The 24,413-nt window shown below is 73.5% G+C and carries 30 protein-coding genes; 11 read left to right on the forward strand and 19 right to left on the reverse strand.

Going from position 1 to position 24,413, the window contains the following annotated elements; genetic code table 11:
* Positions 1–23: 23 nt before the first annotated feature.
* Complete coding sequence (locus ABZ919_RS13610; RefSeq protein WP_361246738.1) at positions 24–512, reverse strand: MSMEG_6728 family protein; 489 nt, start codon at positions 510–512, stop codon at positions 24–26.
* Positions 513–1,073: 561 nt separating this feature from the next.
* Here ABZ919_RS13610 and ABZ919_RS13615 point away from each other — a divergent pair.
* A complete protein-coding gene (locus tag ABZ919_RS13615) occupies positions 1,074–1,520 on the forward strand; it encodes an SsgA family sporulation/cell division regulator (RefSeq protein WP_361246741.1) in 447 nt (148 codons plus the stop codon).
* A gap of 200 nt (positions 1,521–1,720) precedes the next feature.
* Positions 1,721–2,233 carry a MarR family winged helix-turn-helix transcriptional regulator gene (locus ABZ919_RS13620; protein WP_361246743.1) on the forward strand — a complete coding sequence of 171 codons (513 nt, stop codon included), beginning with the start codon at positions 1,721–1,723 and terminating at the stop codon, positions 2,231–2,233.
* Between the two features lie 167 nt (positions 2,234–2,400).
* Here the strand turns inward: ABZ919_RS13620 and ABZ919_RS13625 are convergent, their stop codons facing one another.
* Positions 2,401–3,579 carry a PP2C family protein-serine/threonine phosphatase gene (locus ABZ919_RS13625; RefSeq protein ID WP_361246746.1) on the reverse strand — a complete coding sequence of 393 codons (1,179 nt, stop codon included), beginning with the start codon at positions 3,577–3,579 and terminating at the stop codon, positions 2,401–2,403.
* A 148-nt stretch (positions 3,580–3,727) separates the two neighbouring features.
* Here ABZ919_RS13625 and ABZ919_RS13630 point away from each other — a divergent pair, with 148 nt between their 5' ends.
* Complete coding sequence (locus tag ABZ919_RS13630) at positions 3,728–4,213, forward strand: MarR family transcriptional regulator (protein ID WP_361246749.1); 486 nt, start codon at positions 3,728–3,730, stop codon at positions 4,211–4,213.
* A gap of 441 nt (positions 4,214–4,654) precedes the next feature.
* Here ABZ919_RS13630 and ABZ919_RS13635 read toward each other — a convergent pair whose 3' ends face one another.
* From ABZ919_RS13635 to ABZ919_RS13665, 7 genes are all read right to left on the reverse strand, one after another.
* Positions 4,655–5,050: an STAS domain-containing protein gene (locus tag ABZ919_RS13635; protein ID WP_361246752.1), complete on the reverse strand. Its 396-nt coding sequence runs from the start codon at positions 5,048–5,050 to the stop codon at positions 4,655–4,657.
* Complete coding sequence (locus ABZ919_RS13640; RefSeq protein ID WP_361246754.1) at positions 5,047–6,135, reverse strand: B12-binding domain-containing protein; 1,089 nt, start codon at positions 6,133–6,135, stop codon at positions 5,047–5,049. Before ABZ919_RS13640 ends, ABZ919_RS13635 begins: the two co-directional genes overlap by 4 nt.
* On the reverse strand, positions 6,132–7,802 hold the full coding sequence (locus ABZ919_RS13645) for a PP2C family protein-serine/threonine phosphatase (protein ID WP_361247107.1): 1,671 nt from the start codon (positions 7,800–7,802) through the stop codon (positions 6,132–6,134). The genes ABZ919_RS13640 and ABZ919_RS13645 overlap by 4 nt, the downstream gene beginning before the upstream one ends.
* A 214-nt stretch (positions 7,803–8,016) precedes the next feature.
* Positions 8,017–8,514: an ATP-binding protein gene (locus ABZ919_RS13650; protein ID WP_361246757.1), complete on the reverse strand. Its 498-nt coding sequence runs from the start codon at positions 8,512–8,514 to the stop codon at positions 8,017–8,019.
* Positions 8,515–8,631: 117 nt separating this feature from the next.
* A complete protein-coding gene (locus ABZ919_RS13655; protein ID WP_361247110.1) occupies positions 8,632–9,471 on the reverse strand; it encodes an RNA polymerase sigma factor SigF in 840 nt (279 codons plus the stop codon).
* Positions 9,472–9,586: 115 nt separating this feature from the next.
* Positions 9,587–9,946, reverse strand: a complete 360-nt coding sequence (locus ABZ919_RS13660) for an STAS domain-containing protein (RefSeq protein ID WP_361246760.1) — start codon at positions 9,944–9,946, stop codon at positions 9,587–9,589.
* Positions 9,947–10,120: 174 nt separating this feature from the next.
* Positions 10,121–11,728 (reverse strand): PLP-dependent aminotransferase family protein, encoded by a 1,608-nt coding sequence (locus ABZ919_RS13665; protein WP_361246763.1) that lies wholly within the window; start codon positions 11,726–11,728, stop codon positions 10,121–10,123.
* A gap of 21 nt (positions 11,729–11,749) precedes the next feature.
* On the opposite strand from ABZ919_RS13665, the gene ABZ919_RS13670 reads away from it, so the two are divergent.
* The 4 genes from ABZ919_RS13670 (at position 11,750) to ABZ919_RS13685 (ending at position 15,483) form a co-directional block, all read left to right on the forward strand.
* Complete coding sequence (locus ABZ919_RS13670) at positions 11,750–12,697, forward strand: EamA family transporter (RefSeq protein ID WP_361246766.1); 948 nt, start codon at positions 11,750–11,752, stop codon at positions 12,695–12,697.
* 236 nt (positions 12,698–12,933) lie between these two features.
* The gene (locus tag ABZ919_RS13675; RefSeq protein ID WP_361246769.1) at positions 12,934–14,298 is read left to right on the forward strand and encodes an MBL fold metallo-hydrolase; all 1,365 of its coding nucleotides are present in this window, start codon (positions 12,934–12,936) and stop codon (positions 14,296–14,298) included.
* Between the two features lie 67 nt (positions 14,299–14,365).
* A complete protein-coding gene (locus ABZ919_RS13680) occupies positions 14,366–14,740 on the forward strand; it encodes a rhodanese-like domain-containing protein (RefSeq protein ID WP_361246772.1) in 375 nt (124 codons plus the stop codon).
* The gene (locus ABZ919_RS13685) at positions 14,737–15,483 is read left to right on the forward strand and encodes a sulfite exporter TauE/SafE family protein (RefSeq protein ID WP_361246774.1); all 747 of its coding nucleotides are present in this window, start codon (positions 14,737–14,739) and stop codon (positions 15,481–15,483) included. Before ABZ919_RS13680 ends, ABZ919_RS13685 begins: the two co-directional genes overlap by 4 nt.
* A 36-nt stretch (positions 15,484–15,519) precedes the next feature.
* On the opposite strand, the gene ABZ919_RS13690 is transcribed toward ABZ919_RS13685, so the two are convergent.
* Complete coding sequence (locus ABZ919_RS13690) at positions 15,520–15,807, reverse strand: metal-sensitive transcriptional regulator (protein WP_361246777.1); 288 nt, start codon at positions 15,805–15,807, stop codon at positions 15,520–15,522.
* Between the two features lie 95 nt (positions 15,808–15,902).
* On the opposite strand from ABZ919_RS13690, the gene ABZ919_RS13695 reads away from it, so the two are divergent.
* Positions 15,903–16,481 carry a rhodanese-like domain-containing protein gene (locus tag ABZ919_RS13695; RefSeq protein WP_361246780.1) on the forward strand — a complete coding sequence of 193 codons (579 nt, stop codon included), beginning with the start codon at positions 15,903–15,905 and terminating at the stop codon, positions 16,479–16,481.
* Positions 16,482–16,499: 18 nt separating this feature from the next.
* Here ABZ919_RS13695 and ABZ919_RS13700 read toward each other — a convergent pair whose 3' ends face one another.
* The 3 genes from ABZ919_RS13700 to ABZ919_RS13710 all read right to left on the reverse strand — a co-directional run bounded on the left by ABZ919_RS13700 (position 16,500) and on the right by ABZ919_RS13710 (position 17,787).
* Positions 16,500–16,952 carry an OsmC family protein gene (locus ABZ919_RS13700; protein WP_361246783.1) on the reverse strand — a complete coding sequence of 151 codons (453 nt, stop codon included), beginning with the start codon at positions 16,950–16,952 and terminating at the stop codon, positions 16,500–16,502.
* 137 nt (positions 16,953–17,089) lie between these two features.
* The gene (locus ABZ919_RS13705; protein ID WP_361246786.1) at positions 17,090–17,383 is read right to left on the reverse strand and encodes a hypothetical protein; all 294 of its coding nucleotides are present in this window, start codon (positions 17,381–17,383) and stop codon (positions 17,090–17,092) included.
* 215 nt (positions 17,384–17,598) lie between these two features.
* Positions 17,599–17,787: a hypothetical protein gene (locus ABZ919_RS13710; protein ID WP_361246788.1), complete on the reverse strand. Its 189-nt coding sequence runs from the start codon at positions 17,785–17,787 to the stop codon at positions 17,599–17,601.
* 218 nt (positions 17,788–18,005) lie between these two features.
* Between ABZ919_RS13710 and ABZ919_RS13715 the strand changes: the two genes are divergently transcribed.
* On the forward strand, positions 18,006–18,449 hold the full coding sequence (locus tag ABZ919_RS13715) for a universal stress protein (protein WP_361246791.1): 444 nt from the start codon (positions 18,006–18,008) through the stop codon (positions 18,447–18,449).
* Between the two features lie 134 nt (positions 18,450–18,583).
* Here ABZ919_RS13715 and ABZ919_RS13720 read toward each other — a convergent pair whose 3' ends face one another.
* The 4 genes from ABZ919_RS13720 to ABZ919_RS13735 form a co-directional block, all read right to left on the reverse strand.
* A complete protein-coding gene (locus ABZ919_RS13720) occupies positions 18,584–19,180 on the reverse strand; it encodes a universal stress protein (RefSeq protein ID WP_361246793.1) in 597 nt (198 codons plus the stop codon).
* Entirely contained in the window at positions 19,164–19,523 is a 360-nt protein-coding gene (locus tag ABZ919_RS13725; protein WP_361246796.1) for a DUF1918 domain-containing protein, read from the reverse strand. The genes ABZ919_RS13720 and ABZ919_RS13725 overlap by 17 nt, the downstream gene beginning before the upstream one ends.
* 162 nt (positions 19,524–19,685) lie before the next feature.
* Complete coding sequence (locus ABZ919_RS13730) at positions 19,686–20,396, reverse strand: response regulator transcription factor (RefSeq protein ID WP_361246799.1); 711 nt, start codon at positions 20,394–20,396, stop codon at positions 19,686–19,688.
* A gap of 80 nt (positions 20,397–20,476) precedes the next feature.
* Complete coding sequence (locus ABZ919_RS13735) at positions 20,477–21,151, reverse strand: CBS domain-containing protein (protein ID WP_361246802.1); 675 nt, start codon at positions 21,149–21,151, stop codon at positions 20,477–20,479.
* A gap of 184 nt (positions 21,152–21,335) precedes the next feature.
* Between ABZ919_RS13735 and ABZ919_RS13740 the strand changes: the two genes are divergently transcribed.
* Entirely contained in the window at positions 21,336–22,241 is a 906-nt protein-coding gene (locus ABZ919_RS13740; protein WP_361246804.1) for a universal stress protein, read from the forward strand.
* A gap of 44 nt (positions 22,242–22,285) precedes the next feature.
* Entirely contained in the window at positions 22,286–23,185 is a 900-nt protein-coding gene (locus ABZ919_RS13745; RefSeq protein ID WP_361246807.1) for a universal stress protein, read from the forward strand.
* A gap of 20 nt (positions 23,186–23,205) precedes the next feature.
* Here the strand turns inward: ABZ919_RS13745 and ABZ919_RS13750 are convergent, their stop codons facing one another.
* Both ABZ919_RS13750 and ABZ919_RS13755 read right to left on the reverse strand, forming a co-directional pair.
* Complete coding sequence (locus tag ABZ919_RS13750) at positions 23,206–23,778, reverse strand: hypothetical protein (protein WP_361246810.1); 573 nt, start codon at positions 23,776–23,778, stop codon at positions 23,206–23,208.
* Positions 23,775–24,191 (reverse strand): STAS domain-containing protein, encoded by a 417-nt coding sequence (locus ABZ919_RS13755; protein ID WP_361246811.1) that lies wholly within the window; start codon positions 24,189–24,191, stop codon positions 23,775–23,777. Before ABZ919_RS13755 ends, ABZ919_RS13750 begins: the two co-directional genes overlap by 4 nt.
* Between the last annotated feature and the right edge of the window lie 222 nt (positions 24,192–24,413).

Here is a 24,413-nt window from a genome sequence, read left to right on the forward strand (position 1 = left end):
CCGGTCCCGGCGCCGGCCCTGCCTCAGGGAGGCAGCGGCATGTCGCCGCCTACCCTGTCGGAGGACGGCCACACATACGGCAGGTCGTCCGGGACACCGGGGAACGCCTCCGCGTATGCGTCGTGGTCCTTGCGGACGAGTGCGGACTGGTGGCTGCGGTGGAAGGCCTCGTCACCGAGCCACGGCGGCAGTTCCCCGGCCGCCGCGAGAGCGGGCTGGTCGCGCACGGCGGCACCCGGGCGGCACGCGCCGTACCCGGCGACCAGCGAGGCGGCACAGCTGTCCTGGTGCCCGCTCTCCCGCCACACCCGGCAGATCTCCAGGCCGTAGCGGACCAGCGCCTCCTCGTACCCGCTCCACATGCGCACCGCCGGGTGCCTGCGCCAGCCGTACCCCGGAACCGTCAGACCACGGAGGACCTGAAGCGCCTCGACCCGCTGCTTGCCCAGCCGTCGGCGGTCCAGAAGCAGGGCGGAACGCCGGAAGTCGCAAACCGGTAGAAACGTCTGCATGAGTGCTCCCTCACAGGTGTGTCGCCGGCTCGCTCCCTGCACAGCCGATGGCTGCGGACCGCGCTCTTTCCTGACTTCGCGCTGCGACCCCGTACTGAGGCCTTCTCCCGGCCCATCGTCGGTGCTGCCTTCCTCCGCGTGTTGTCTTCCGGACTCAGCGGGTGATCGGATGCACCGCCGGCGTGGCGTGGCCGGCGCATCGGCTTCGCACCGCTTTCGCCGCCGGCGCATGTGACGCCCCGGCGATGTGCGCCAGCCGGGGTCGGCCGACCAGGATCCGGACCGTGTGCGGCGATGATCACTCGTCCGGGTGCGTGTAGGGGGGTCTTCCCGGGGCATCCGCCGTTCTGTCCCGGCGTCTGCTCCGTCCGCATGCTCCGGGCAGCGGGTGATGCCGCGGCCGACCCCCCGATCAGGCCGCGGCACCGCCTCGTCCCTTTCCGATCGCGGGGTGCGGTACGGCGTCGCCGACGGGCAGGTGGTGGGGGTGCCGGCGCGCACCCGCACCGCGCGTCCTCGCCGGTACGACACGGCCGACTCCGCACCCACCTGGGAGGCATCATGCACCCGACCGGCGAACGGCCGTGTTCGCACACGCGGCGACTGCATCTCGACGAGACCGTCCACCTGGTCGTCAGCGCCACGGAAGCGCTGCCGGTCGAGGTGCGCTTCACCTACGACCCGGCCGACCCGCTCGCCGTGCGGATGGACTTCACCGGCTGCCCCGACGAGGTGGCGCCGTGGGTGTTCTCCCGGGACCTGCTGTGCGCCGGTCTGCGCGCACCGGTCGGCAGCGGCAATGTGCGCGTCTGGCCGAGCCGGCGCCGCGACGGTGCCCCGACGGTCAGGATCCTGCTGCGCGGAAGGGAAGGCACGGCCGTGCTGTGCGTGCCGGCCGCCGCGTTCGGGGAATGGCTGACGGAGACGTTCTCGGTCGTGCCCGCCGGCACGGAGGGCGACCGTCTGCGCTGGGACGACGTCGTCGAAGAGCTCCTGCGTCACGAGTGAACGGCCGCCCCGGTGCACCGCCCCGGTGTGCCGGCCCGGTGCGCTGGATCCGGCAGGGTGCCGCCCGGGATTCGCCGCCCCGGGCACCGTCCGGACCGAGGTGGTTCGGCCGGGCACCGCTTGCCCGGTGATCGGGTGGGTACAGCCATGGGATGAGGTTGGTACCCGACTGGTCCAGGGGTTCCGGAAAGTGATGTGTCGTGACTCGCGCCGGTGACACGGGAGACGGCCCGGCATTCGCAGGAGGTGACGGACCGGAGGCCACCGCCCGGCAGATCGCCGATGCCGTGGACGTGCTGTCGGCCCTGTGGTGGGCTGCCGCGCAGGAAGCGAGCATGCCGCTCTCACCCCATCAGTTACGCGGGCTGCGGCTCGTGGAGGCCGCGCCCGGGCTGAATCTCACCGCGCTCGCCCAGGGCATGGACATCGGCCTGCCGACGGCCAGCCGGCTGTGCGACCGCCTGGAGGCGGCCGGTCTGGTGGAGCGTGCGCTGCATCCTCATCGGCGGCGCGAAGTGCGGCTGAGCCTCACCCGTCACGGCCGGCGGGTGCTCACCGAGGTGGCCTCGCACCGGGCCGAGGCCCTCGCCGCGACCCTGGCGACGATGCAGGCCGCCGAGCGCACGGCACTCGTCCGCGGCATGAGTGCCTTTCTGCGGGCCCGGAGGCACGGCTCCGGGTACGACGACGGTTTCGGGACGCGCGAGCGCTGAAGGCCACGAACGCCCGCAGCAGGCCACGGACGCCCGCAGCAGGACGGTTCCCGCAGCCGAAACGCCCGGTCGGCTCGGCGGCTGCGGACCGGGCCGTCGCTCGCCGAGCCTGTGCTCGACCGTGCCGAGGCCCGGCCCACCGGCGACGGCGTGCCGGGCCGTGGTGATCAGAGTGCGGCCGGCCTCCCGCGCCAGTCCAGACAGACCACGAGCGCGTCGTCGTCCGGCGCGGCCCCGTCCCGATGGCCGGTCAGCTCGCGCAGGATGGAGGGCGGCACTTCGGCCGCGGGCAGCAGCCGGGTGGACTGGATCGCCCGGGCGAGAGCGGCCTCGCCGTACGACTCCCCCTTCGGCGAGGCCACCGCGTGCACGCCGTCGCTGACGAAGACCAGCCGGTCACCGGGCTCGACCTGGAACTCCTGGGCCACGTAGTCGGTCTCCTCGAACATGCCGAGCGGCAGCTGGGCGTCGAAGGCGATGCGCTCCACGGTGCCGCCCCGCAGGCGCAGCAGGTGGGGTGAGCCGGCGTCCACCACGCTCACGCGCCCGGTGACCAGGTCGAAGTCGAACAGCAGGACGGACAGATAGCAACGGCCGCGGTAGTGGGCGTAGACGGCCTGGTCCGCGAGGGCGGCCTGGTCGGGGAGGGAGATGCCGGCCCTGCGGGCGTTGCGCAGGGCGTTGATGGCGAGATTGGTGAGCAGGGAGGCCTCTATGCCCTCGCCCATGCCGTTGGTGACGTAGAGCATCAGGTGGTCGGCGGTGGCCGACCAGTCGTAGTTGTCACCGAAGATGCCGTAGGCGGGCTGCAGTTGAGCTGCCAGGTCGTACTCGGGCCGGGAGCACGAGCGGCCGGGCAGAAGCTGCCACTGCATCTCGGCGGCGAGGGTCAGCCGGTCCTTGCGTCGCGCCTGCAGATACAGGTCGGTGTGGCGCTCTGCCACGAGCAGCTCGCGTCCCAGCACCTCGGCGATCTCGGAGAGCTCGTCCTGGTCACGACGGGCGTTCTCGCCGTCGGGCAACGTCATGGAGAGCACGCCGATCCGGTCGCCCCGTACGGTGACCGGCAGATGCAGACGCACACGGCCGTCGCGCGCGTGCTCGCTGTGGCACTGCTGCGAGCCGAACGCACGGCCCGCGGGACTGTTGTACGCCGACACCGACTCCGGCCGCGGATCGTGCGGCGGCACGGACACCGGCCGGAGCACGGTCAGGCCGTAGTCGGCCATCAACAACTCGACGGTCTCCGCTCCGTACTGCTCCTGCAGGACGCGGCGGACGGCGTCGAGCAACTCCTCGGGAGCCGCTGACCGCAGTGCGCGTTCAGCGGCGACGAATCTCTTCACGATCAGAAATGAACCAATCTGTCCGGACAACGTGTGAGCCTCATTCACGAGGTGAACTGCTTCTCCGGCCGAGCGCCGGTCGCTCCGGACATCTGCCGGCGGCACCGGTACCTAGTACGCTGGCGGGCACCCCAGTGCCTGCGAGAGTGTGACCGTGACTGCCTTCCACCGCCGCCCGGAGCCCGACGAGATCGCACGCGTGACCTCCACGGCCGCGGAGCTGCTGGAAGTGCTCTGGGGCCGGGCCTCGACCGCGCCGGCCTCCGCGTCCCAGCTGCGGCTGCTCCATATCCTCGAGCACCACGACGGCATCAACATGCGCACGCTCGCCGAGTCCCTCGCCTCCACCCCGCCGGCGACCAGCCGGCTGTTCGACCGGCTGCAGGCCGCCGGCTTCGTGGAGCGCGAGAACAGCCCCGAGGACCGGCGCGAGGTGCGGCTGCGCCTGAGCGGCCGGGGCCGCGCCTTCCTGGCCGAGCTGCGGGCGCGCCGGGAGGCGGAACTGAAGGCGGTCCTCGATCTGATGCCGGCGGCGAAGCGGAACGCCCTCGCTGAGGGGCTGGAAGCGTTCTGCGCCGCGGCGGCGGCGCAGATACACGACGACGCGCACGGGTCCGGCAGCAAGTCCGCCTGAACCACCCGGTTCACCACGACCGCCGCCGATGGACGGCCGGCTGCACACGGAGCGGCCTCCGCTGACCGGAGCATCCGGCTTCCTCCCGCGTGTACCTGTGACATGGCTACTTTGTTGCCTCCTGGCTATAGTTGTCAAACGGCAACAGTAGGACCCCGCGCAGGTCCGGCGCTGCGCTCCTCCGAGGGTGTACCGCCGCCCCCGCACCACTCCGTCTACCCCGAGCAGCGGCCGATTTGCGCGGGTCGTGGCACGGCTCTCGACCGAGCGCGTCACCCGGGTTCTCGCGGGGCGACGCGCCGCCCCTCGCGGCGGCTGGTGGCAGCGGCCGCTGTCGGGCAGGAGGGGCCGGCCGATACCGCCTCGGCCGGGTCAGCCGCGCGGCGCGCTCCTCGCGGCGACGGGGCCGTACGTGGCCGGCCCCGCATCGGCGAGCTCTGCTCAGGTGGCACCGGCCGTGGTGGCGTCGCCCTCCGTTTCGGTTCCGCGGGCGTCGGCGGCCGCCGCCGGGCGGGTCAGGTACCCGAGGATGTCGGTGAGCCGGAGCCGCTGATCCAGGAAATCGGGCCGGTTGTCCAGGCACAGGTCGGCGCCGAGGGCGCTGGTGCGCCGGTGGATCATCAGCAGAGCGGACAGACCCGAGGAATCGATCCAGGTCAGGCTGCGGAAGTCCAGCCGGATACGGCCGGGCTCGGGGTGGCGCCGGAGGTGGCGGACGACTGTGTCCACCAGGTCGTCACTGGTGTCGTAGTCCAGCTCACCGGCGATGTGCACGGTCCATCTGGACGGCTCTCCGGTGATCTCCACATCGAATTCCACGGGCCTGTGCTCGGTCATCCGCGGGTGTCCGGTCCGGTGGCGACATCGGTGAGGCGGCTGCGTACCGCACGGCTCCCCTCGTGCAGCAGGCTCAGCGTGCGGGGAAAGTCGCGCAACTGCACGGCCAGGGCGTCCAGTCCGGCCGCCAGCGAACCCGTGGGCACTCCTCGGGCCTGCAGGATGTCGGCGGTCCAGGTGACGAACGTGGTGAACACCTCGCCGTCGTCGACGTACAGGGCGGTGGCCAGGAAGTCGACGATGTGGGCGACGTCCTCCGCCGTCCGTTCCCGCTGCCCATCGGTGTAGGCGCGCAGTGCGGGGAAGCGGTCCTCGAGGTCGCTGAGCGTCTGTTTCACCAGCCGGCCGCGGGAGTCGACGACCATCGTGTACTCCTGATCGGCCAGGTGCGGAAGGTCGTCGACCACCTGCCGGACCGCCGCAGGGGCGGGCCGCGGGAGGCCGCGCTCGAGCACGTCCGCCGCGCCGCGGGCGTCGGCAGCCCATCGGTCGGCCCCCAGCGCCCGGGCGTGTCTCCCGTCATGGCCGAAGGCGCGCCCTCCGGCCATCACCGGGACGCCGACGGCCTGGCAGGCGGTGATGGCCGTGTGGGCGGTCGGCAGATGGGTCGGGAGCGAACCCGACAGCAGTACGGCCTGCGGATCGGTTAGGTGCAGATGGGCGATGAGGTGCGGCGTGGGTGTCTGGGCGCCCAGATAGTCCACCTGCCAGCCGCGCAGCCGCAGGATCTCCGCCACCAGGCGGGCCGGGAACGCGTGCCATTCGCCGTCCACACAACCGACCGTGACGCGGCCCCGCAACGAGCGGCCGGGTCCGTCCGCCCGTGGCCGGTGCGCCAGAGCGGCGACCACCCGTTCGTTGATGGCGGTGGCGGCGTGCTCCTGCGCGACGGTGAGGCGGTCGGCCGCCCATTCGGTACCGACCTTCTCCTGTACTGGGGCGATCACGTCCAGCAGCAGCGTCTCCTCGTCGAGCCCGTCGGCCAGCGCCTTCTGGACGATGTCCACGGCGCGGTACTCGTCGCCGGCCGCGACGGCCTCCCACAGCCGCTCGCGGGACGGGGCGGCCTCGGCGGGGTCGATCACCTGCTCCTCCTGAGATGCGCGTGCCGGGCGTCGCCGTTGACGACCGACAGGGGGCGGCCGGTCTTGGGGGCACTGATGGCGAGGACGGCCATGTCGTCGTGACGGCCGGCTCCGAGCCACTGCGCCGCGAGCATCTGGACACGTTCCACCACGGCTTCCGCCGGCATGCCCGCGCACTCGGCGAGGGCTCGTCGGAGCCGGGCCTCCCCGAAGAAGTCGTCACCCAGCGGTCCGCCGCGCGCCTCGGTGATCCCGTCCGTGTACAGCAGGCACGTCTCCCCCGGCGCGAGCGTGGTCTCGACCGTCCGAGCGCTCACCGCCGGCAGTGCGCCGACCAGAGTGCCTCGGGTGGGGACCTGCTCCACCTCGCCGTTGTTGCGGACGATGAGCGGCGCAAGGTGCCCGGCGCTGGTCAGCCGCGCCTGCACCCGGCCGCCTCGACGGCACACCGACGCCAGCACGAGTGTGGCGAACCGGGCGTGATGTGACGTCAGCAGGGCTCCGTTGAGAAGCGTCAGGACCTGCTGGTGGTCGGCAGCGAGGGGCAGCAGCGCGTGCAGGGTGTTGCGGATCTTGCCGGTCAGCACGGCCGCGTCCAGGCCCTTGCCCGCGACGTCGCCGAGCACGACGAGGGTTTCCTGGCCGGGGTCGGCACCCGGGTGGAAGTCGTAGAAGTCGCCGCCTACTCGCTCGTGGTCCTTGGCCGGCCGGTATCCGGCCGCGTACTCCACGCCGTGCACCCGCTGCAGCGTCGGCGGGAGCAGCTCACGCATCAACGTGGCGGTGATGGCGGCCTGTTCGGTGTACAGCCGGGCCGCGGACAGGGCGGCGCCCGCCCGTGCGGCGAACAGCCGGGCGAACACCTCCTCCCCTTCGGAGAAGGACCTCTCCGCGCTGGAACGCAGCAGGATCAGCGCCCCCGCCGGTACGCCGTGGCCGGGCAGCGGGGTGACGATGACGGATCCGACCGTCCCCCGGAAGCCGTCGGCGAGCAGCCAGTCCGGCATGTCGTCGGGGTTGATCCAGCGCGCGGGAACGGGCGGGAAGCCCTGCAGTGCCTCCCGGAGACCGGGAACACCGTACGGATCGATCTTCCGGGTCACCTGGGTGACGGATCCGCCGCCCCTCGCGTAGGTCAGGGTGTGGCGCCGCCCCTGCGGCGGAGCGACGAGTACGGCCGCTTCCGCCAGATGCTCGGCGGCCATGCCGGCGACCGCCTCCATGCAGCGCGGCACGTTCAGGGTGGACAGGAGCCTGCTCGACGCCTCCGCGAGGACGCTGGACCGCTCCTGGACCGCGTGCAGGGCCCGTTCGGCCCGGTGGCGGTCGGTGTCGTCCATGAGCCACCACACCACGTCGCCCTCGGCGGACGGAGCGGGATGCGCCTCGAAGACACGTCCGTCGATGGCACCGGTCAGGGGACCCCGCGGCGATCCCGACTCGGCGACGACGTGCCGATGGGCGTCGGAGAGCCAGAGCGGGACGACGTCGTCGAACCGGTCGCCGCCCGTGGCCTCCGGCAGCAGCGACCGGGCGGCCCGGTTGAGCTGCACGAGACCGCCGCGCCGGTCGACGACCAGTACGGGGCAGGGAGCCTCACCCCACGTCGCACCGACACTGGCGGCGGCGTCGCGCGGGCCTGCAGAGGAGCCGCGAAAAGCGCACACAAGCAGAGGCACGCATCGTGCGCACCGCACCACCTTCCTGCCCTCGGAAATAGATGCCTTACGGCAACAGTTCCGCATTCCGCTGCCAGGCGCAAGCCGCTTCGCCACGCCCGTGGCGAGTCGAGGGTGGGGGAACCGGGAGGGAATCGGCCGTACGCGTGGAGAAAACGGGCGGGCAACCGCCTGCCGCGGGACGGCGGCCGGGCCCCTTCCCTCACCCGGCACGACGAGTGTTCGCCCCTGAGTGCGAATCAGGTCCCTGTGCCCGCGGCCACCGCCCGTACGGACGGGTGTCCAGGACCTCGTGGTCCGTGAGGGCCAGACGGACGGTGATCCTCTTGCCCACGGGCTCGCGCCGCGCCTCGAAGGCCTCGGCGACGGCGAGCACGATCTCCAGGCCGTGCTGCCCGACCCGGCCGGGTTCGGCGGCCCGTGCCGCCGGCAGCACCGGGTCGGCGTCCCACACCGAAACCTCCACCAGGCCACCGAGGACGTGAAGGTCCATCAGGACCGGTCCCCCGGCGTACTTGCAGGCGTTGGTGACCAGTTCACTGACGACGAGCTGGGTGAGGTCGAGCGCCCGGGCCGAGACCGCGACGCCGTGTTCGGTCTGCGCCCGGCCGAGGAACGCCGCAGCCCGGTGCCGGGCCCCGGCGATGCAGCCGGCGTTCCCGTCGAACACCACGGAGTCCCGTATCGGCGCGGGCGCCACGGACCATGAGGCTTCGGCGCGGCCGGCAGACGCCGTGGAAGCCGACTTCGCTACGTTCACCCGGCCACGCATACCCGCCATTCGACGCTCCATGTCGCCCACCCGTGTCGAGGCACGTCACCGGTTCGTCAGCAGCCCTTCCCTGAGCCGCTTGAGCGTGCGGGAGAGCAGCCGGGAGACATGCATCTGGGAGACTCCCAGGCGTTCGCCGATCTGGGCCTGGGTGAGTTCGTCCACGAAGCGGAGGTGCAGGATCAACCGGTCGCGTTCGGCCAGTCCGGCGATCATCGGCGCGAGCGCATGGAAGTCCTCCACCAGCTCCAGCGCCGCGTCCTCGCTCCCGATGAAGTCCTGCAGCGCGCTCTCGCCGTCCTCGCCGCCGCCGAGCGCGGCGTCCAGCGAGGCCGAGTTGTAGCCGTTGGCCGCCAGCCGGGCCTCAACCACCTCGTCCTCGGACAGGCACATCAGCTCCGACAGCTCCTTGACGGTGGGCGTACGCCCCAGCCGGCTGCGCAGTTCCTCGGTCGCCCGCGCCAGTTGCACCCGGGCCTCCTGCAGGCGCCGCGGGACGTGCACGGCCCAGGACGTGTCGCGGAAGAACCGCTTTATCTCGCCGGTGATGTACGGCACGGCGAAGGAGGTGAACTCGACCTCGCGCGTGAGCTCGAACCGGTCGATCGCCTTGATCAGGCCGATCATGCCGACCTGGACGATGTCCTCCATCTCCTCCGGCCCACGGCTGCGGAACCGTGCCGCCGCGAAGCGGACGAGCGACATGTTCATCTCGATCAGCGTGTTCCGGGCGTACTGGTACTCGGGCGTGCCCTCCTCGAGCTTCGCCAGCTGGTCGAAGAAGACCCTCGACAGCTCACGGGCGTCCCGTGGAGCCACGGCGGACGGGTCCGTGACCACGGGCAACTGCGCCGCGCCGGCTGCCGTACCCGGGTCCGCCTTCACCCTGCCCACTGCCGTCAACGTGATCCCCTCTCGAACGGGTACGGCGTCCAGGCCGACCGCCTGCCGACTACGCCCGCTTACCCCCGCGTACTCATCGCATACATGCAGCGGGCCGTCACCCGCCGCCGGCGCCCATCGCGGCGTCACGGGAATCGGTGAGGGTGAAGTGCTCCAGGGTGCCGCTGATGCTGAGCAGCCTGACGACGCTTTCGTGCAGGGGGCCGAGGAGGACGAACGCGCGGCCGCTCTCCTGGTGGCGCCGGCGCGCGTCCAGGAGGGAGCGCAGGAGTTGACTGTCGCCGAAGGTCAGTCCGGTGAGATCCACGACGGTGGCCGGCAGACCGCACTCGTCGGCCTCGTCCCAGGCGGCGTTGAGCAGGTCGCTCTCGTCGTAGTCGATCTCACCGCGCACCATGACCTCGAAGACCCGACGATGCCGCGCGACCTGCACGACCGTGTCCGACTGCCACCTCATTCCGCCATGGTGTCATTCTCCGGCGGGGTAAGGCGAGCCTGCCTCCGGCCACCCGCAGCATGTGTGGGAAGTGGCAGGTCCCGATGAGCAGTTGGCGCCGGATCGGACACACACACCTCGGTCCTGGTCTCCGGTCGTACGGGATCCGGGGCGTCATCGAGTGCGGTTCCGGCGTCATGGAAGAAGGCCGCGCAGGGCGCTGCCGATGAGGGTGACGCCTTCCTCGATCTCGTGGGCGGGGCCCGCCGCGTAGCCGAGGACCAGACCCGGGGGGCCGGGGCTGATGCGGTGCCAGGACAGGGGGTGCACCTTGACACCCCGGGCGAGAGCCGCCGCGGCCAGGTCGGTGTCGCGGAGGGCGGCGTTCCGGCCGTCGCCCGGCGGTTCGTCGAAGGTGACCATCAGGTGCAGGCCGGCGGCCGCCCCGTGGACATGGGCGCCGGGCAGATGCCTCTCGATGGCGCGCAGCATCGCGTCCCGGCGCCCGCGGTGACGCCGGCGCACATGACGCAAGTGCCGTTCCAGGCCGCCGGAGTCCATCAGGCGGGCGAGGACGAGTTGGGTGAGGACGCCGTTCCCGAGGTCGGCGTACCGCTTGGCGGCGACGAGGGCGTCGAGCCGGTCCGGCGGAACGAGGAGCCAGCCCACGCGCAGCGCGGGCGCGAGCAGTTTGGAGACGCTGCCCGCGTAGCAGACCCTTTCGGGCAGCAGTGAGCGCAGCGCCGGCACCGGCGGCCGGTCGTAGCGGTGTTCGGCGTCGTAGTCGTCCTCGATGACCAGCCCGCCCTCGGCCGCCCAGTTCAGCAGTTCCCGGCGGCGTTCCCCGTCGAGCACGACACCGGTGGGGAACTGGTGTGCCGGGGTCAGCAGCACCGCCCGGGCGCCGCCGGCTCGCAGCGCCGCGACGTCGAGGCCGCCCGCGTCCACGGGGACGGGCACCACTTCGTGGCCTCCGTACTCGAGCTGCTGGCGCGCCCCGAGCGAGCCCGGGTCCTCGACGGCGATGCGGTGGACTCCCTCCGCCCGCAGGATCTGGCCGAGCAGCCCCAGCGCCTGCGCCACGCCAGCGACCACCACCACCTCGTCCGGGTCGGCGCGGATGCCGCGGTTGCGGGCCAGCCAGCCGACCACGGCCCGGCGCAGGGCCGGAGCGCCTTGGGGGGCGCCGTACCCGAAGTCGGTCGGGGTGACGCCCGCGAGCACGGTGCGTTCGGCGCGCAGCCAGCCGGCACGGGGAAAGGCGGCGAGGTCGGGGACGCCCGGGGAGAGATCGATGCGGCAGGGCAGGGCGCGCAGGGCGTCGACCACGCCCTCGCGGTCGTCCGAGCCGAAGATCCCGGTTCTGGGCCCGGGTCCCGCTCCCGCTCCGGCCGCGTCGCCGTCGCGTTCGCACGGCGGGGCAGGAGCCGCCACGACCACCGTGCCGCGCCGGCCGCGCCCGGCGATCTGGCCGGACTCGGCGAGCCGCCGGTAGGCCTCGGTGACCACGCCCCGGGTGACACGCAGTTCCTCGGCGAGCACGCGACTGGCGGGCAGTCGCGTGCCGACGGGCAGCCGGCCGTCGGCGATGGCCGACCGCAGCCGGTCGGCGAGCCAGGCGGTACGTCCGCCGGGCGGCGCCTCGCCGACGTCCAGCTGGAGGAAGTCCGAGCCGACGGCCGCGCCGGAGGCCGGCGTGCCGCCCGCCGGCGCGTCCGCTGCCGACGGCACCGACGCCGACGCTGGGCGATGAGTTTTGGACCCCTGCATCGATGCCTCTGTGGACCTTTCCATGACGTCCATTGTGGAGGCAGCGTGGGTGGTATGGACACACCTTCCGCTTCGTTCGCGCGGCTCGTCCCGGGGATGGCCGGGATGGCGCTGGTCGGCAGCAGCGTCACCGTCTCGCGCACGCTCGTCGACGCCCCCCTGTTCACCACCCAGGCGGTGCGGTACGCCGCCGCGACCGTGATCCTCCTGGTCATGGCCCGCCTCGCCGGGGCCCGCCTGGTGTGGCCCCGTGGCCGGGAGTGGCTGTGGCTGGCCGGGATCGCGGTCACCGGCCTGGTGCTGTTCAACGTGGCCGTGGTGCGGGGCGTGGACCATGCGGAGCCCGCCGTGATCGCCGTCGCGGTCGCTTGCGTACCGGTGGTTCTCGGGGTGGTGGGCCCGGCGCTGGAGCGGCGCAGGCCGAGCCGGCAGGTCCTGCTGGCGGCTCCGGTCGTCATGGCGGGCGCGGTGCTGGTGGAGGGAACGGGCCGTACCGACGCCGTCGGGGTGGCATGGGCGGCACTGGCCCTGGCCTGCGAGGCCGCGTTCACGCTGTGCGCGGTGCCGGTGCTGGGGCGGCACTCGCCATGGGGAGTGTCCGTGCACGCGATGTGGCTGGCCGGTGCGCTGCTGGCCGTCCTCGGCGTGACATGGGAAGGGCCGTCGGCGGTGCGGGAGTTGACCGGCGCCCAGTGGGCCGCCGTCGGCTACCTGGCGTTGATGGTGACGGCGGTCGCCTTCGTGCTGTGGTACTCGACGGTGCGGGCCGTCGGGGCCGGGCGCGCCGGGCTGCTCACCGGCATCGCTCCGCTCGCCGCGGCGGTCGTCGGCTGCTTCGCGGGCAGCGGCGCGCCGAGGCCGTCGGTCTGGCTGGGCATCGCCGTGCTGATCCTCGGCCTGGTCGCTGGTCTGCGCCCGCGCGAGGTCCCTGCCGGGCACGTCGCGGGTACGGCCCCCTCGACCACGGGCGGCCCCCGATCCCCCTCGGTGCGCAACAGGTAGACGCCCGCGGCCCTGGGGGCCGACGTCCCGACGACGGTGGCCGACAGTGGGATCCGGCAGCCCTCTCCGTCCGAGGTCGTCCCTGCCGCGCCGGTCTTCCTGGCCGTCCGGTCGCGGACGGCCGCCCCCTCACGCCGCGGCTGCACCGCCCGCGCCTTCCGAAAATACCCCCGGGGGTACTCGTGCTACCGTCGAGATATACCCCGGGGGGTACTTTTCACCGGAAGGGAGTACTCGTGTTCTTCGTCGACACGATCGAGGTGGCCGGTCTCGGCAACCGCAGCTATCTGGCCGGCGGCGAGCGGACGGCCGTGGTGGTCGATCCGCCCCGTGACATCGACCGGGTGATCGCCACGGCGGTGCGGCGCGGGGTGCGGATATCCCACGTCGTCGAGACGCACCTCCACAACGACTACGTCACGGGCGGACCGGAGCTGGCCCGGATCACCGGCGCCGCCTACCTCGTCCCCGCCGGGGCCCGGGTCTCGTACCGGCGCGTTCCGGTGCACGACGGCGACCGGCACGAGATCGACGCGGCCGCCTCACTGGTGCTGCGCGCCATCGCCACGCCCGGGCACACCCCGCACCACACCGCGTATGCGCTGGAGGAGAACGGGACGGCCGTCGCCGTGTTCACCGGCGGTTCCCTGCTCATCGGCACGGTCGGCCGGCCCGACCTGGTCGAACCACGACTGACGGAGGACCTCGCCAGGGCCCAGCACGCCTCCGCCCGGCGCCTGGCCGCCGAACTGCCGGACGACGCGAGCGTGCTGCCCACGCACGGCTTCGGCAGCCTCTGCTCCGCCGGCCGGGCGGAGGGCACCTCCACGACGATCGGCGAGGAGAAGGCGTCCAACACGGCCCTCACCAGGGATGTGGACGGATTCGTCGCCGAACTGCTCGCCGGCCTGGACGACGTACCCGCGTACTACACCCACATGGGCCCGGCCAACGCCGCGGGGCCCGCGCCGGTCGACCTGACCACCCCCGCCCGCGCGGACGCCGACGAGATCGCCGGCCGGCTCGCCGCCGGTGAGTGGGTGGTCGACCTGCGCAACCGGGTCGCCTTCGCCGAAGGGCATGTGGCCGGCTCCTTCAACTTCGAGGCCGAAGGGCAGCTGGCCACCCATCTGGCCTGGCTCGTCCCGTGGGGCAAGCCGGTGACCCTGCTCGCCGAGTCCCCAGCCCAGCTCGCCGCCGCCCAGCGCGAACTGGTCCGCGTCGGCATCGACCGCCCGGCCGCCGCGGCCACCGGTGAACCGTCGCACTGGACGCGGGAGGGCGAGGCTCTCGCGTCCTTCCCGCGGGCCACGTTCGCCGGCCTCGCGGAGCGCCCCCAGGACGGCGTCGTCGTCCTGGACGTCCGCCGGAACTCCGAACGCGCGTCGGGCTACGTGGAGGGGTCGGTCCACATCCCCCTGCACGCCCTGCACCGCCGTCTCCAGGAGGTCCCCGACGGTCAGGTGTGGGTGCACTGCGCCGGCGGTGTGCGCGCCGCCGTCGCCGCGTCCCTGCTGGACGCCGCGGGCCGTGACGTGGTGGCGGTCGACGACGGCTTCGACTCGGCCGAGAGGGCCGGGCTGACCGTCCGCACCCCCTGACCGCGGCCGCCGCGGGTCACCGCGACCGAGAAGACGAACGAGCAGTCGAGCAGGAACGAGAACCACGATGAGCCTCTTCGGACGCGGGCGGGGCGCCCCGGCACGGCCAGCCGCGCGGGTGGCCGACGCCCGCACGGGCCAAGGGCCGGCGGGCGGTCCCAGCGGCACCTCGGTGCCGCTCGCCATGCGCGAGCCCGACGCATGGAGGGCCGGCCACGTACCCGGCGCCGTACGCCTGCCCCTCAGGGTGCCCGCCGTCGGCGCCGGGCTTCCCACCGGGACGCAGGGGCGAACCGCCGCCGTGATCCGCCGTCGCGGCCGCCGCTGCCTGCAGGGCGTCGAACCGCCGCGGGCCAAGGGCGTCGAGGCCGCCGGCGCCATCGGCGACATGCGGGGGTGCAGCGCGGCGGAACTGCCGGCCGTGAACGGGGCCGTCGGGTGAGCGCCGTGGTCCTCGCACTGGTCGCCGGGGCCGTCATCGGCGTGGCGCTCGGCGCCCTGGGCGGCGGCGGCAGTGTGCTGACCGTGCCCGCCCTGATCTACCTGCTCGGCTTCACCCCCGTCGCGGCCACCACGGCAAGTCTGATCATCGTCACCGTCACCTCCGCCACCGCACTGAGCGCGCACGCCCGCGACGGACACGTCCGCTGGCGTACGGGGCTGCTGTTCGCGGCGGCCGGGATCGGCCCGGCGATGCTGGGCGGCGCGCTCGCCGGGCGCCTGCCGACGACCGTGCTGACCGTGGCGTTCGCCCTGGTCGCGGCCGCCGCAGCGGTCCGCATGCTCCGGCGCCGCTCCGCCGCGGAAGGCACCACCCGGGTACGGCCGGGCAGGGCGGCGGCCGCCGGTGCGGGGCTGGGCGCGGTCACCGGCGTGCTCGGCGTGGGAGGCGGCTTCCTGGCCGTGCCCGCACTGGTCGGTGTTCTCGGCCTGCGGATGCGGGCGGCCGTGGGCACCAGCCTGCTCGTCATCACCGTCAACTCGCTGGCCGCCCTGGCGATGCGCGCGGGCACGGCCGACGGCGTGGAATGGACCGTGATAGGACCGTTCGCCGGGACCGCGATCCTGGGCGCCTGGGACGGCAAACGCCTGTCGGCGAAGTTCTCCGGGCACACCCTGCAGCGCGTGTTCGCCCTGGTCCTGCTGACGGTGGCCGGCTTCATGCTGGTGGACGCGGTGGTGTGATGACCGCGCGACGGCATCCCTGGCGCCGGCACTCCCCTACGCCAGGGACAGGAAGAGCTTCTCCAGCCGCGCGCGCATCGCCTCCGGGTCCTCACCGTTCTTCCGGCCCGGTCCGAAGTCGGCCACGCACTGCTGCAGGCCGGTGGCGATGATCGCGAAACCGGCTCGGTCGAGTGCCCGGGAGGCGGCGGCCAGCTGGGTGATCACGTCCTCGCAGTCCCGCCCCTCCTCGATCATCCGGATCACTCCGGCGATCTGGCCCTGCGCACGCCGCAGCCGGTTCAGCACGGCCTTCAGGGACGCGCCCTCGAGCTCCAGTTCCACGACCACTCCTCGAAGAAAAAATACCCCTAGGGGTACTGTACGTCCCGGTTCGGGACGGCGGCGACCACCAAGGACCACAAGGGATCAGATCTGCCATGACCACTCCCCTCGCCCTCGGCACCGGCCAGGCCCGTGCCCGGCTCCACGACCTCACCGTCGTCGACGTACGCAGCCCCGGCGAATACGCCTCCGGCCATCTGCCCGGCGCCCTCAACGTCCCCCTGGACCGGATCCGGCGCGCGCTGCCCGAGATCCGGCACGCGGCCGGACGCGGCGACGTCCTCCTGGTGTGTGCCTCCGGCGCCCGTTCGGAGAGGGCGTGCCGGCTGCTGGCCGAGGAGGGCATCCCGACGGCCACCCTCACCGGCGGCACCAGCGCCTGGGCCGCCGAAGGGCACGAGCTGCACCGGCCCCCCGCCTACGGCACCCGGGCCCGCTGGAGCATGGAACGGCAGGTGCGGTTCACCGCGGGCGCCGTCGTGCTGCTGGGCCTGCTCCTCGGTCTGCTGGTGCACCCGGCCTTCCAGATCCTCTCGGCCGGCATCGCGGGCGGCCTCGTCGCCTCGGCGCTCACGGACACCTGCGGCATGGCCGTTGTCCTGGGCAGGCTGCCCCACAACCGTCCCCGCGCCGCGGACCTCGACGCGACGCTCGCCGCACTGCGCAGCGGCTGAGCAGGGCGACGGTTCCGCTCACGACGCCAGCCGGATGTCGACCTCCGGCGGCTGCTCGAGAGTGTGCTGGACGGCGCAGTGCGAGGCGACGGACAGCAGGGCGGCGCGGCGCCGCTCGGGGAGTTCCGGCGGCGGGACGACCACGACCCGTACGGCGGCGACACGGGCCGGGTGGTCGGTGGCCATCACGAACTCGGCCCGCACGCGCAGCCCGGAGCGGGGCAGGGCGTGCCGGTGCAGGTAGCGGCCGGCGTAGAAGGCGACGCAGGCGGCCAGCGAGGCCGCGAAGAGCTCGGTCGGTGTCGGTGCGGTGTCCGTGCCGCCCGCCTCGAGGGGCTGGTCGACCCGGATGCGGTGGCCGCGGACCTCGACGGCGTAGGTGTCGCCGCCGGAGTGCGTGACGTCGAGTCGGTGCATGCCGGTGGCGGGCGGCCGGATTGCGCTCGTGTCGTGGGACGCCATGCCGGTCATGACCGGTTTCCTTCCCTCGGTGACGACGGACCCCGGTGCCCAGTCGACTGCGCGGGCCGCCCGGGATCGAGGGGCCGACAGGGTGGCCCGAGGGCCGTTCGGCCCTCCCCTCCGACAGCCCGTGGCCGACTCCGGCGTCAGTCCATGCCGTGCTGCGGCAGGCCGGCGGCAGGCCGTTCGGCCGTACCGGCCTGCTGGAGGAGCAGCAGGGCCAGACCCCGCGCCTCGTCCGGGCTCAGTGCCGCCCAGACTCCCGGTTCGCCGCCCCGGTCCTCCCCCACCTCCAGGGCGATCCGGCGGACGGGCCGGTCCGGGTGTCCGAGGCGCAGGCACCGTACGGCGATCCTGCGCCCGCACGTCGTCACGATGCGGCTCTCCCCGGCACGGCTCTCGTCGATCCTGCCAACCCGGGCGTCGCTCACCGTCGCCATGGGTCTCACACTCCTCCGCCGTTCGCCACCGTCCCCGGCGGTGGCCGCTCCTGCGGCCCCGGTACCGGATGGTGCACACATCACAGCGCTGCGTGCGCGGGAGTTGTTCCCGGCTTGCCGCCGGTCCCCGGTCGCACAGGCCGGGTCGGAACGGCCCACTTCGGCCGCGGCACCGCCGGCACCACCGCACGGGGCTTTCGGCTCTCGCGGCGCTCTCAGCCGAACAGACTGCGCACCCGTATCGTCTCGACGTGCCGCCACGCGCCGCCGGGCAGCAGCAGCCAGTCGCCCTTCCCCGAAGGGGCCTTGCGTCCGAGGGTGGTTCGCGCCGTCCTGCGCGCCGGCAGCCGGGAACCACACCCCACCACCCCGGCACGCGGACGGACATGGGTCTGCTTGCTCATGGCTCCTCCCGCGACACGAAGCGCGGTACGTCACCCGCATTCGCCTGCACGAGCACCCCCTCCTCACATCGTCGTCCTTTTCGCGGAGGATCGCCTCGGGACCGCACGGCACCGTCACCTCGGACGCGTTGCCCTGGCGAGAACGCGGCACCGCGTGCAGCGTGGAGACGACAGAGCCCGGTCGACGGGGTGGGAGTGCGGCAGGAGAGGTGGAACACATGGACAGGGATGCCTCCGGACCCCGGGTGGTCGTCGGCGTCGACGGGTCGCCGTCGTCGTACGAGGCCCTGCGCTGGGCGGTGCGGTACGCGGGCCTGGTCGGCGGCGCCGTGGACGCGGTCGCGGTGTGGGAGCTGCCGGGGCTGTACGGATGGTCGGGACCCGCGGTGGACATGGACGTCGACGAGGAGGAGGCCCGGCAGAAGATGCGGAAGGAACTGACCGACGTGCTCGGCGCGGAGGCCGCCGGCTCCGTCCGCACCCATGTGGTGCAGGGCAACCCCGCGGACGTGCTGCTGCGGGCCGCCGAGGGAGCCGAGGTCGTGGTCGTGGGCAGCCGGGGCAGGGGCGGGTTCGCCGCCGCCCTGCTCGGCTCGGTCAGCCACCATGTGTCGCAGCACGCGAGCTGCCCGGTGGTGATCGTCCGTTCGCCGAAGCGGTGATCCGCACCGGCGAGCAGGGATCCGAGTCCCGGCGAACACGGCGAGGCTGCCGGACCGCCGGATGCCGCCCGGGCCCGGCCCGTGGCCGAAGTGGCACCGTGTGCGCCACGCGCCCCAGTTCGAGTCCTCCCTGACTACGGCGCCGCGCCACCCCGACGATCAGGAGGTCCGCCGCCGCGGCGCGTTCGATCCTCGAACGCCAGGTCCACAGCGGCGACCGAGTTCTCGCTGCCGTCGACGCCGACGACAAAGAACGCGGGCTCCTGGGTGACCTGCTCGGTTTCCGGGACGATCACCACCGGGCAGTGCGCCCGGGCCATGAGCGGCAGGGCGACCGAAGCGGAGCCGAACACCTCCTGGGCCCGGCTCAGGTGCTGCGGGCCCAGCACGACGGCCGCGGCGCTGCGGCTCTCCTCGCCCAGCACCCACACGGGGTCGCCCTCGGCGAGTACGGCGTCCAGCTCGACCTCGGGATGCCGGGCAGCGACGAAGTCCACGGCCTGCGCGAGCAGCTGCTTGCCGCTCCGGTGCAGCTCCTCGTTCCACCCCTCCCAGGACGGCGGGACCTCGCTCCCCCGGTAGCCCCGGGTCGGCGTTCCCTCGGCACGGACCGGGCACAGTGGCGCCCGGCGGCGGGCCGCCTCGTCGGCGGCCCGGGCCAGTGCCGCCGGCCGGGTGGGGTCGCTGTCCACACCGACCACGATCGGCCGGTGGTCACTCGGTTCGGACATGGTCGCCTCCCGCCTCGGGGCCGACGGAAGACGGCAGCGTGTCGGCCGCGGCGCGCCGGTTCCGGCCAGTGCGCCCGACGCCGGACACGGGCGGCCGGGCCGGTGGGTACGGGGCGTGGAGCCTGACGCGTCCGTCGCCGGACCGGCGCACGTCGGGGGGCGGGCCGCCGTCGCGGCGGTGCACCCCGGCGGCCTCGCCGTCCCGGGTCGCGACACCGGCCGCGGTGCCAGGTACGCCGGTCCCGCCGCCGACGCGGGCGCGTCCGAGGGCACCGTTCTCAGCGGGGCCGGCCGTCGCCGTCGCGGCCCGGCCCTCTCGCTGTGCCGGTGCGGACGTGGTCATCGTCCCCGCCTCCTCGACGCGGTGGCGCGGACCGTGCCGCCGCGATCCCATTGCACGTGGTGGTCCCCGCAGGGTGCCAGGGGCCGTGGTCCCGGGCTCGGACCGCCCGGCCTCGGACCGCCCGGCCTCGGACCGCCCGGGCTCCACAGGGCTCCTCTGCTTTCAGTGGTCCGAGTGGTCCCTCGCGCTCTGCGGTTCCAGGTGGGACGCGAGGACCGCCGCCTGGACCCGGCGCTGGACACCCAGTTTCGCCAGCATCCGCGAGATGTGGTTCTTGACGGTCTTCTCCGACAGGTACAGCCGCTTGCCGATCTCGCGGTTGGTGAGACCGTCCCCGATGAGGCCGAGGATGTCCCGCTCGCGCGGCGACAGGCTCGCCAGTTCGGGCGGCACCGAGGGGGCCTGCGCCGGGTCGGTCCGCAGGGAGCGCATGAGCCGGGCCGTGGTCGCGGGGTCGAGCATCGACTGCCCCGAGGCGACGGTGCGGACCGCGGAGACGAGGTCGGAACCCTTGATCTGCTTCAGCACATAGCCGGAGGCCCCGGCCATGATGGCGTCCAGCAGCGCGTCCTCGTCGTCGAACGAGGTCAGCATCAGACACGCCAGCTCCGGCATCCGGCTGCGCAGCTCCCGGCAGACCGAGATGCCGTCGCCGTCCGGGAGCCGTACGTCGAGCACCGCGACGTGCGGGCGCAGCGCGGGCCCGCGGGTCAGCGCGTGCTCTGCGGTGTCCGCGTCACCGATCACGGAGATGTCCGGTTCGGCGTCGAGCAGATCGGCCAGGCCGCGGCGTACGACCTCGTGGTCGTCCAGCAGGAACACCCGGATCGGATTCTGCTCCGTGAACTCCGTGAAGGTGCGTGCTTCGGCCATGACGACCTCTCGTTCCCCGGGAAGGACGGACCGCGGGCTGTCCGTGACGCTGCATCATCCGTCCGTGGGCGCCGTACGGACTAGGGCCGACCGGCCCCACTGACTCCATGGTCGTCGTGCGCGAGGTCGAACCGCACGTCCACCACGCCCTCCACGGCCCGCACCAGGCGTGCGGCCACCGGGACCAGGGCGGTGTCGCGGATCCGGCCGGTGAGCGTCACGACACCGTCGTGCACCTCCACCTGGATCGCCGAGTCAGGACGCGGCAAGAGGTACGAGACGATCTCGCGCCTGACCTCCTCGGCGATGTCGTCGTCCACGCGCAGAAAGACCTTCAGCAGGTCGGCACGGCTGACGACGCCTTCCAGGAGGCCGGTCCCGTCCACCACCGGCAGTCGCTTGACCCCGGCCTGGGCCATGGCCCGGGCGGCCTCGGCGAGAGTGGCGTTCGCCCGGACCGTGACGGCGGGGGACGACATGAGGTCCCCAGCGGTGAGGCCGCCGGCCTTCGCCACGTCGACCGCCTGACGCAACTGCAGGTAGCCGGCTTCCGGGCCGTCCCGCAGCTCCTCCTTCGGCAGCAGGTCGGCCTCGGAGACCACGCCGACCACCCGGCCCTCGCCCTCGATCACGGGCAGGGCGCTGACCTGCCAGTCCTGCATCAGCTCAACGATCTCCTTGAAGGGAGCACGCCTCCCGACGGCGGCGACCGTGTGGGTCATGACATCGCTGACGATGTGCGGCATGCCGTACATGGTGAACCTCCGTCAGGTCCGCACAGGCCGGTCCGCTCTCAGCATGTGCCGGTGCGGAACACCCGGCCAGGGGCCACCAGGCCCCCGGGTGGGGACGTGCGGCCCCTGACCCCGCGCGAGCGGCGTCACCACTCTGGAAGCGGGAGCCTGGGGAGCGGCTTCCTCGTGCCGGGAGGTGGAGACGATGAACGGGACTGTCACGGTGGGTCTCGACGGATCGCCGGAGAGCCGGGCGGCCGCCGAATGGGCGGCGCGCGAAGCAGCGCTGCGCGGTCTGCCGCTGATGATCGTCCACGTCTGGGAGCCGGTGCCCGACCCCGCGGCCCAGGCTCCGCCGCCCGGTGGCGACAGCCGGCAGCACTGGACCGAGGAGGTTGCCCGCGAGGCCGCGGAGGGGCTGCGGCTGCGCCATCCCGGTGTCGAGGTCGTCACCGATCGGTTCACCGGCGACCCGGCCTACGCCCTGATCGAGGCGGCCGACGCCGCCGAGCTGATGGTGCTGGGCTCGCGCGGACTCAGCGGAGTCGCCGGGTTCATGCTCGGCTCGGTCGGCATGTCCGTCCTCGCCCACGCCGAACGTCCCGTGGTGCTGGTCCGGGCCGGAGAGCAGGCCGCGGACGAGCACAGGACGGACCCGGCGGGCGTGCCGTCCGCAGCGACCCCGTTCCGGCCCGTCGTCCTCGGCCTCGACATCGGCACCCCCGACGAGACGCTCCTCGGCTTCGCCTTCGACGCCGCCGAGCGCCGCGGTGCGTCCCTGCGCGTCGTACACGGCTGGAGCGAGCCGCCCACCTCCTTCTACCGCTTCTACGGCGACGCCGAGCTCTACGACGACCTCGTCCGCAAGCAGGCCAGGGCTCTGGCCGAGGTGCTGCACTCCTGGCGGCAGAAGTTCCCCGACGTGGAAGTGATCGAGGCGAGCCGGCGCGGCAGCGCGGCGCAGCTCCTGGTCGACGCCTCCCGTGAGGCCTCCCTGGTCGTGGTGGGCCGACGCGTCCGCACCAGCCCCCTCGGCGCCCGCCTCGGCCATGTGGCGCACGCCGTGCTGCACCACGTGGTGGCCCCGGTCGCGGTGGTGCCGCACGACTGATCCGCCATCCGCACGACTGATCCCCCGAGGGAGCGGTGAGCACCATGAACCTTCCGATCGTCGTGGGCGTGGACGGCTCCGAGCAGAGCCTGCGGGCCGTCGACTGGGCGGCCGACGAGGCCGAGCTGCGGGGGGCCCCGCTCCGGCTCGTGTACGCGTCCCTCTGGGAGCGGTACGAAGGCGCCCTGGCCGCACAGGAACTCGGCAGGCCCCTGGAGGAGGTGATGGCCCGGGACGTCGTCGGGACCGCGGAGGAGCGCGCCCGGCTCCGCCGACCGGACGTGAAGGTCACCACGGACGTGCTGCCCGACGAGCCGGAGGACGGGCTCGTGCGGGAGAGCGCCACAGCCCTCGCCGTGGTTCTGGGCTGCCGTGGCCGCAGCGGCATGGCGGAGGCACTGCTGGGTTCGGTCAGCCTGGCGGTCGCCGGGCACGCGCACTGCCCGGTGATCGTGCTCCGCGACGCCCCCGACGACCGGGCCCGTGCCGGCGTCCGGGGGCGGATCGTCCTGGGCGTCGGCGAGAAGCCGGCAGGCTCGGCCGCCGTACGGTTCGCCGTCGAGGAGGCGTCACTGCGGGGGGTGCCGCTGGAAGCCGTACGGGCCTGGCGGCGTACCGCGCACGCGCCCTCCGGACACTCGCCGTTCGCCGGTGATGCGGCACATGCCGAGCAGCGACAGGCCGCCGAACTTCTGGAGGAGGCACTGCGGGACGCACCCGCCGGCCTGAAGGCGGACCGCCGCACCGTCGAGGGCCACACCCGCGACGCCTTGCTGGCCGCCTCCCGCCAGGCCGGCCTCCTCGTCGTCGGCGCACGGCGCCGGCACGTTCACTTCGGCCTCCAGCTCGGCCGCGTCGCCCACGGCGTGCTGCACCACGCCGCCTGTCCGGTGGCCGTCGTACCGGAACCCGCGTACGTCCCTCAGCCTGACGCCGGAGCCTGATGCCGACCGCGTCAGCCCGTTCAGCCCGTCCGGTGCGTCCAGCGTGGCTCCACCAGGTTCCACTCCCGGTCCCAGGCGGCGATGCGCCGCCGGTCCAGCCACACCCGCCCCAGCGCTCCTGCCCCGTACACCGGCAAGGCGACGGCCACGAAGGCAGCGGCGCCGAAGAGACCGGCCTCCATCTCGCTCTCGACGGGGTCGGCGGGCTTGGCGGGGGTGAGCCTGCCGTGGTCGTCCTGCCAGACCACCACCCGGGCACCGGCCTTCAGATCGCTGCGGACCAGCGTGTCACCGGTGCGGCGGGTGCCGTCCGGTGCCGTCCAGCGCACCGCCGCCCAGACCTGGCCGCCCACCGCCCAGTCCGCCCCGCCACCGCGGCGTGGGTCGGCGACGAGCACGGCGCGGACGGCGTGCCGATGGGCGCGCTGCTGCGCGAACGCCTCGCCGGCGGCACGCGCCGTCATCACGCCTGCGACGGCGCCGCCGACCACCATCGCGATCCAGACGGCCAGGACCAGCCAGGCCTCCACGATGTCCTCGCGTCGCCGCAGCGGGCTGCTCCGCCTGCGCCACAGCTGTGACGGCCCGCTCATGGCACGGCGCCTTCCCGGGACGCCGGCGGAGGCTGAGGGGGACGTGTGTGCAGCTCGAAGACGTCCCCCAGCCCCGTGGCCCGCAGGATCCGCCGGAAGCCCGCGCTCTCGGCGACCAGCCGCAGCCGGCCCCGCCGGGACAGCGTCCGGTTGCGCGCCCGGCACAGCACCCCGAGTCCGGCGCAGTCGATGAACGTGACCGGCCTCAGCGTGACCGGCCTCAGGTCGAGCACCAGGTCGGGGCCGGCGGATGCGGTGAACGCGTCGAGCCGTTGCGCGAGCGCGGAGGCGGTCAGCACATCGATCTCACCGTGCAGGGACAGGACGGTTGCTCCGCCGGCCACGCGGTGGGCCGGGACGACGTCCCGTGCGGTGTGGTCCTCCGCCACCCGGGCCGTGTCGTTCTCGGACATGGCACGAGCCAACCGCGCGTGCGGCACGGGGCGGAAGGGTCGATCGGCCCTGGCTGCCGGTCCGTATGGGGGTCGACCGGACCTGCTGCCGGTCCGTACGCGGGTCGACCCGCCCTGGCTGCCGGTCCGTACGGGGCACCGCTCGGTCCGGTGGCGGACACGGACCGCAACGGGCACCGCTCGGGCCGTCCGCGAGGGCCGGACGGCCCAAGCGCCACCCCT

Origin of the sequence: Streptomyces sp. NPDC046759 (assembly GCF_040645475.1) — a bacterium.
Classification (GTDB): Bacteria; Actinomycetota; Actinomycetes; order Streptomycetales; family Streptomycetaceae; genus Streptomyces.

Coding starts and splice junctions, on each gene's coding strand:
- ABZ919_RS13610 (WP_361246738.1), bottom strand. CDS start 512: ATGCAGACGTTTCTACCGGTTTGCGACTTCCGGCGTTCCGCCCTGCTT.
- ABZ919_RS13615 (WP_361246741.1), top strand. CDS start 1,074: ATGCACCCGACCGGCGAACGGCCGTGTTCGCACACGCGGCGACTGCAT.
- ABZ919_RS13635 (WP_361246752.1), bottom strand. CDS start 5,050: ATGACCGAGCACAGGCCCGTGGAATTCGATGTGGAGATCACCGGAGAG.
- ABZ919_RS13660 (WP_361246760.1), bottom strand. CDS start 9,946: ATGAGGTGGCAGTCGGACACGGTCGTGCAGGTCGCGCGGCATCGTCGG.
- ABZ919_RS13665 (WP_361246763.1), bottom strand. CDS start 11,728: ATGGACGTCATGGAAAGGTCCACAGAGGCATCGATGCAGGGGTCCAAA.
- ABZ919_RS13670 (WP_361246766.1), top strand. CDS start 11,750: ATGGACACACCTTCCGCTTCGTTCGCGCGGCTCGTCCCGGGGATGGCC.
- ABZ919_RS13680 (WP_361246772.1), top strand. CDS start 14,366: ATGAGCCTCTTCGGACGCGGGCGGGGCGCCCCGGCACGGCCAGCCGCG.
- ABZ919_RS13695 (WP_361246780.1), top strand. CDS start 15,903: ATGACCACTCCCCTCGCCCTCGGCACCGGCCAGGCCCGTGCCCGGCTC.
- ABZ919_RS13700 (WP_361246783.1), bottom strand. CDS start 16,952: ATGACCGGCATGGCGTCCCACGACACGAGCGCAATCCGGCCGCCCGCC.
- ABZ919_RS13705 (WP_361246786.1), bottom strand. CDS start 17,383: ATGGCGACGGTGAGCGACGCCCGGGTTGGCAGGATCGACGAGAGCCGT.
- ABZ919_RS13710 (WP_361246788.1), bottom strand. CDS start 17,787: ATGAGCAAGCAGACCCATGTCCGTCCGCGTGCCGGGGTGGTGGGGTGT.
- ABZ919_RS13715 (WP_361246791.1), top strand. CDS start 18,006: ATGGACAGGGATGCCTCCGGACCCCGGGTGGTCGTCGGCGTCGACGGG.
- ABZ919_RS13720 (WP_361246793.1), bottom strand. CDS start 19,180: ATGTCCGAACCGAGTGACCACCGGCCGATCGTGGTCGGTGTGGACAGC.
- ABZ919_RS13725 (WP_361246796.1), bottom strand. CDS start 19,523: ATGACCACGTCCGCACCGGCACAGCGAGAGGGCCGGGCCGCGACGGCG.
- ABZ919_RS13730 (WP_361246799.1), bottom strand. CDS start 20,396: ATGGCCGAAGCACGCACCTTCACGGAGTTCACGGAGCAGAATCCGATC.
- ABZ919_RS13735 (WP_361246802.1), bottom strand. CDS start 21,151: ATGTACGGCATGCCGCACATCGTCAGCGATGTCATGACCCACACGGTC.
- ABZ919_RS13740 (WP_361246804.1), top strand. CDS start 21,336: ATGAACGGGACTGTCACGGTGGGTCTCGACGGATCGCCGGAGAGCCGG.
- ABZ919_RS13745 (WP_361246807.1), top strand. CDS start 22,286: ATGAACCTTCCGATCGTCGTGGGCGTGGACGGCTCCGAGCAGAGCCTG.
- ABZ919_RS13750 (WP_361246810.1), bottom strand. CDS start 23,778: ATGAGCGGGCCGTCACAGCTGTGGCGCAGGCGGAGCAGCCCGCTGCGG.
- ABZ919_RS13755 (WP_361246811.1), bottom strand. CDS start 24,191: ATGTCCGAGAACGACACGGCCCGGGTGGCGGAGGACCACACCGCACGG.